The sequence below is a fragment of the Streptomyces sp. NPDC050433 genome (assembly GCF_044458565.1).
In the GTDB taxonomy this organism is placed as follows: Bacteria; Actinomycetota; Actinomycetes; order Streptomycetales; family Streptomycetaceae; genus Streptomyces.
In genome coordinates, this window is sequence record NZ_JBITIB010000053.1 from 23,507 (window position 1) to 29,506 (window position 6,000).

4 protein-coding genes and 1 pseudogene are annotated in these 6,000 nt (G+C 68.1%); all 5 read left to right on the forward strand.

Features of this window, described 5'->3' with window-relative positions:
• Positions 1-721: 721 nt before the first annotated feature.
• Complete coding sequence (locus ACIBLA_RS36570; protein WP_399201061.1) at positions 722-2,050, forward strand: cytochrome P450; 1,329 nt, start codon at positions 722-724, stop codon at positions 2,048-2,050.
• 37 nt (positions 2,051-2,087) lie between these two features.
• Positions 2,088-3,476 carry a cytochrome P450 gene (locus ACIBLA_RS36575; RefSeq protein ID WP_363243999.1) on the forward strand — a complete coding sequence of 463 codons (1,389 nt, stop codon included), beginning with the start codon at positions 2,088-2,090 and terminating at the stop codon, positions 3,474-3,476.
• The gene (locus ACIBLA_RS36580) at positions 3,473-4,531 is read left to right on the forward strand and encodes a hypothetical protein (RefSeq protein ID WP_399201062.1); all 1,059 of its coding nucleotides are present in this window, start codon (positions 3,473-3,475) and stop codon (positions 4,529-4,531) included. Before ACIBLA_RS36575 ends, ACIBLA_RS36580 begins: the two co-directional genes overlap by 4 nt.
• A complete protein-coding gene (locus ACIBLA_RS36585) occupies positions 4,528-5,637 on the forward strand; it encodes a TIGR03857 family LLM class F420-dependent oxidoreductase (protein ID WP_363243997.1) in 1,110 nt (369 codons plus the stop codon). Before ACIBLA_RS36580 ends, ACIBLA_RS36585 begins: the two co-directional genes overlap by 4 nt.
• Positions 5,638-5,697: 60 nt before the next feature.
• Positions 5,698-5,910, forward strand: a pseudogene (locus ACIBLA_RS36590) (integrase core domain-containing protein); the annotation flags it as partial.
• Positions 5,911-6,000: the final 90 nt, after the last annotated feature.

Below are 6,000 nucleotides of genomic sequence, written 5' to 3' on the forward strand. Positions count from 1 at the left end.
GGGATGCATCCTGATGAAGCCCGTTGACCGTTGCAGGGTGGCCGTGTGGGAACCCGGGCGCCTGGGTGCCGAGGCGGTTCGGACTCTGGCCGATTTAGAGTCGGTTGATCTGGTGTCAGAAGCCACTGGATGCGCAGCTCAGTGATCATTGGGAGCTGGCGGTGGGACAGTACCTCGAACCGTCGATACGGGTTACCGCGGAGTTGAGCGGAAGGCCGCTCGATCGAATCGCGTTCAGTAACCGCGACAGCCCTGCCGCACGCACGGTGGAGCTGGTGTCGACTGGAACGGTATCCGGAAAGTCCGGACACCGTGGCGGCGGGGCCGATCGTCCAGGCCATCGACTTGGTGATGGCGGCTCCTGCGGGAGTCATGAGGACTCCTCGGTCCCCGGCGCACTATGACGCACGTTTCCTTCGGTGGGGGCCCAGGCGGTGTCTTTCCGATCTTGTCGGGCTCGCGTGCCCTGTGTCGCGCCTCGCCGCTTGACCGGCGAGGGGCGAGGCACGGGCTCCCGCCATGCCTCCCTCCTCCGCCTTGCGATCCACGGCATCAACGTGACATCCCGCTGCCGGCGGGCGCTCCCTGATCCGGCCTGATCGGAAAGACACCCCGTAGCCTGCCTGCCCCGGTGAGGATGCCGGAGAGCGGCTCCCCTTCCCCCTGCAACCCTTGTGCGCGTCGCGTTGTGCGATGTGCGAACGGTAGGAGTGACATGAGCATGACAGTCAATGCGGCGTCAGCTCCCGGCGGTAGCCAGGACTGGCGGACCGTACTGGCCTCGTCGGACGTGTACGCCGTGCTGTCCGACCCGGTGGTGATGGCGGATCCGCTGCCTCTGGCTGCCTGGCTGCGGGAGAACGCCCCCGTGTACCGGAGAGCGGACGGCGAGTACCTGGTCAGCCGCTACGAGGACGTCTCCCGGCTCTTTCGGGCGCCGATAGAGCAAATCCGGGTAGAGGCGGCCGGCATCCTCCGGTCCGGGGCAATGCAACACCACCCGAGCGTTCGTCGGCTGGCGGACACCATCGGGCTGCGGAATCCGCCCGAGCACACCCGCCTCAACCGGGTCTACATGCGGTACTTCACTGCCGCGCGGGTGTCCGCGCTCCGAGAGCGAACCCGGGTGATCGTGGCGGAAAGCGTCCGAGACCTCACGGAGAGACTGGCCGGCGGAGAGCAGGCGGACCTGCGCGAACTGGCGACGGCTCTGCCCACGCACATGATGAGTCTGCTGCTGGACCTGTCGCCGGAGGATGTCTCCTGGCTGAGTACGTGCGTGTGGCACATCGAGCAGCCGTTCGATCCGACGCTCACCGACGCCCGGCTGGCCGACGCGGATCGCAGCAGTGAGGAACTGGACGCCTTCGTGGTGGACCTGGTGGCCCGTCGGCGCGGCGGCGGAGGCAGCGATCTGATCACGGCACTGGCCGACATGAGAGATGAAGAGGGCGGCCTTTCGCAGAACGACATCATCGCCATGGTGTTCACCATCCTCGCGGGCGGTGGGCCCACCATGGCCTTTGTCATCGCCTTGGCGCTGTGGCGCACGCTGGTCCGTCGTGAGCACATCGACCGCCTCGACGGATCCCCCGGCGGGGCTGCGGCGTACGTCGAGGAACTGCTGCGGTTCGAGTCACCGGCGATGTACAGCCCGATCCCGCGAGTCGCCGTACGCGACATCGAACTGGGGGGTGAGGTTCTCCCTGCGGGCTCGCGGATTTTTGGGCTGATCACCGGCGCCAACCACGACCCCCGGGCGTTCCAGGATCCCGGAGTGTTCGATCCGTCGCGCTTCGATTCCTCATCACGGCGGCGTGGCGCTGCCCCCGTGCTGGCCTACGGCACGGGGATCCACCGCTGCGTCGGGTCGCATCTGGCCTCGATGGAGCTCGAGGTGGTTCTCGACGAGATCTACCCGCTCCTGCCGGACCTGCGCTTGGAGGGGCCGGTGACGTGGGGACGCACCTCGTACGGTCGAAATGTCACCGCGCTCCCTGTCCGGCTGGGCAACCCGGCTCCGGCCGGGTCGGAGCACCAGCGGCCATGAGGTGGATCCGGATCCCTGGCTGGATGGAGAGAAGTTCATGTCGATGACAGCCCAGCACCGCGTACCGAAAGTCATGCGCTCACGTGTTCCGCTGATCGGCAGCGCCGTTCGCATCCGCCGCGATCCGCTGGGGTTTGTGCAGCGGATCCGCAGTTATGGGGATGTGGCCACCTTCAAGCTGGGCCCGCGCACGGTGTATGTGGTCAACCACCCCGATCTGATCCGCCAGATGCTGGTGACTGATGCCGACAAGTTCCACAAAGGGGTGATGTTCCAAAAGGCGCAGGTTCTGGCCCGCAACGGTCTGTTCACTTCGGAGGGGGAGTTCCACGCCCGGCAGCGCCGACTCATCCAGCCGGCAGTCCGCGCCTCCGAGATCGCCGACTACACCCGGACCATGGTGGACCAGGTCGAGGGGCTGGTGACCGCATGGGCGGACCGGGAAGTGGTCCGGATGGACGAGGTCACCTTCCCGCTGGCGCTCGGCATCGTCGGCCGGGTCTTGTTTTCCACGGACCTTGACCCGGAGACCACGGCCGAGGTCCAGGAGACCCTGCCCGTGTTGCTGCGAGGTCTTGGCCAGCGTGCCCTGGCGCCGTTCGACCTGCTGGACCGGTTGCCGACTTCGACCAACCGAGCCTTCGAGCGCGCGCTGCCGCGGTTCCAAGCCGTGATCTACCGGATGATCCGTCAGCACCGGCTCGATCTCGGGCAGCGCCCAGACCTGCTGACATCGCTGTTGCAGGCCGTGGACGCGGACACCGGTGCGGCGATGACGGACGAGCAGGTCTACGACGAGGTCACGAGCATGATCATCGCCGGCAGCGAGACGACGGCGGCCGCGATGTGCTGGGCCGCTTACCTGCTCGCCACCCACCCGGCTGCGCAACGCGCCGTGCAGGACGAGGTCGACGACGTCCTGCGGGGCCGTCCGGTGCGGTACGAGGACCTGGGCCGACTCGAGTACACCCATCGCGTCGTCAAGGAGACCCTGCGCCTGTACCCGACCACCTGGATGCTGATGCGCCGTCCCCTCGTCGACGTCGACCTCGGCGGCTACCGGCTCCCGGCCGATGCGATGGTGCTGTTCTCCATCTTCGCCCTGCACCGCGACCCTGCCCTCTTCCCGGATCCGGAGCGCTTCGACCCGGACCGCTGGCTGCCGGCCCGCGCCGAGACGATCCCGCCCCACGCCTACATGCCCTTTGGCGCCGGCCCGCGAGGGTGCATCGGGGGCCCGTTCTCCCACACCGAGGCGTCCGTGTTCCTCGCCACCCTGGCCCAACAGCACACCCTGGCCCCGGTGTCCGAGGAACCGCCCCGGATTGTCACCACACTCATCCCGATGCCCGGGCCCATTCCACTGGCCCTGCGTTCCCGCAAGGAACCGCAGGCGTCGACCTCACCGGAGGCCGTGACCCGATGACACCCTCGACCATTGACGCCACCGTTGAACGGGCACTGGAGTACCTGGCAGGACAGCACGAACTGTCCTACCCGGACGCGACACACGTCATGGGCTCCTACTCCACAGCGCAGTTCACCAAGCTCCACCAGCAGCACCAGCCCCTGCCACAGGCGGGGAAGTTCGCCGAGTTCCGCTGCGTGGGCGCGGTCTACCACGTGGCCACCATCACCGAGGCACTCCTGGACGCCGCAGAGGCCGGTTACAAGGAATGCCGGCGATTCGCCGACGAAAACACCGCCTGGCTGCTCTCCCAACGCGACGGCGTCTCCTGGCGGTACTTCCCCGGCTTCGAGCCCCTACCGCACGACGCCGACACCCTGGCCCAGGTCCTGCGCATCCTCATCCGCACCGGCCACGCCGACAACGCCGACGTGCGAGCCGCCACAGCTCTCGCCGCGCGCAACGCATGGGAGGACGGCGTCGTCAACACGTGGCTGCTCGACGCACCTGGCGAACGCGATGCCGCCAACCGGGTCTGGGGCCGAGGCCGGAACGACACCGGCCGCGACCCCGAGGTGGTAGCGAACCTCGCACACGCCACCCACCTCTACGAGCAGCACATCGGGCCCCTACCGCTGAGCCCGCTCGTCGGCCCGGCAACCCGCTGGCTGATCGACCAGCAACAGCCCATGGGCTTCTGGCGGGCATCCTGGTACGTGGGAACCAGCTACAGCACCTACGTCGCCGTACGCCACCTCGCCACCCTGGACGGACATCAAGAAGAGATCGCCCGAGCCGCACGCTTCGTCGCACAGGCACCCGCGCCCGATCCCCTCAACCGGGCCCTCGCGATGCTGGCCCTGACCGCGGCCGGCACCGCCGTGTCCCCTGACGACTGCCAGCTGCTGATCGGCAGCCAGTTCCCTGACGGCTCATGGGAGGCCGTGCCCTGGCTCGACAACCACGCCAGAGTGTGGGGGAGCCGCGCGGTCACCACCGCGCTCTGCCTCAAGGCCCTGATCGCCGTGCGGCGTGACACCGCAAGCGCGAACCACGACAGCAGGATGCCGTGAGCGACACTCCTTCCACCCCCACTACCTTGCCGTTGGGGGCATACATCCTGTCCGGCCGCGTTCCCGACGCGCGTGCGGGCATCGCCCAGGCGCAGGCCGGAGAGGCACTCGGGCTCAGCAACCTGTGGATCTCCGAGAAGTTCGGCACGAAGGACCTCGGCGCCCTCGCAGGCGCACTGGCCGCATCCACCACAAGACCTGGCATCGCCGCAGGAGTCGTCCCCTTTCAGACCCGGCACCCCCTCCAGCTGGCCTCACTCGCGGCCACCGTGCAGTCGCTGACCGCAGGCCGCTTCCTGCTCGGGCTCGGCCGTGGCGGCAGCTGGCTCTCCGGACTCGGTGTGCCGCACACCGCCACGGCACAGGTGGTCATCGACACGGTAACCATGCTGCGCCGCCTGTGGAACGGCGAAGAGGTGACCTACCACGGCCCTGCAGGCGACTTCCCGAGGCTTCAGCTCCGGGAGCTGCCGACCACACCTCCGCCCCGTGTCGTCCTGGCCGGGATCGGTGAACAGTCCCTGCGACTCGCCGGAGAGCACTTCGACGGTGTGCTCCTGCCGGCGTTCACCACACCGCAGGCAGTCGCACGGATCGCCGCCCGTGTCCGCCAGACCGCGACAGCCTGCGGCCGCAGCCCGAACGCCGTGCGCATCTACGCCACCGTCCTCACCGCGGCCGACCCGACACCCGAGGCCAGAAATGTCATCGCGGGCCGGGCGGCAACCTACCTCCAGGCTCCCATCGGGGGAGAACGGCTGGTCCGGACCAATGGCTGGGACCTGGAAGTGCTTCGACGACTGCGCGGACACCCCCACATCGCCCGGCTCGGCGACACGTACGCCGATGCCGTCCTCGACCCCCTCGACCTCGCCGAGGCCGCCCACCTGATACCCGCAACCTGGCTCAGCGAGTCCACCGCGACCGGGAGCCCCCGTATCTGCGCCGCCCGGCTTCAGGACTACCTCGACGCAGACGCCGACGAGCTGGTCCTGCACGGCACCACACCCGACCGCCTCGCTCCCGTCATCCACGCCTTCGCCGCACTCCGCGCACCATCGCGGCCACAACCCGCCGCGGCAGACACACAGGATCGCCTGGCATGAGCCGTACCGCCCTCGACCAGCTTCCCGGCCCCCGATCTCGGCGCCATGGGAAAACTCCCCCGCGCCCACCAGCCACGGACCAACGGCAAAGTCGAACTCCTCAACCGCACCCTGGCCGACGAATGGGCCTACGTCCGCCCCTACAACAACACCGAACGCACTCACGCCCTGGCAGACTTTCTCCGCACCTACAACCACCACCGCAGCCACACCGCACTCGGCGGACACCCACCCATCAGCCGTGTGAACAACAGTCCGGATCAATACACCTAGTGTCCTGCGCCTGAAATCCTGGCGTTAAGTTGCTACGGTTTCAGGATGTCGTTTTCGGGGCGCTCTTCCGTCGAGTTTGTGTTGACCACT

Excerpts from the sequence above, each read along its gene's own strand:
- ACIBLA_RS36570 (WP_399201061.1), top strand. The coding sequence starts at position 722 with ATGACAGTCAATGCGGCGTCAGCTCCCGGCGGTAGCCAGGACTGGCGG.
- ACIBLA_RS36575 (WP_363243999.1), top strand. The coding sequence starts at position 2,088 with ATGTCGATGACAGCCCAGCACCGCGTACCGAAAGTCATGCGCTCACGT.
- ACIBLA_RS36580 (WP_399201062.1), top strand. The coding sequence starts at position 3,473 with ATGACACCCTCGACCATTGACGCCACCGTTGAACGGGCACTGGAGTAC.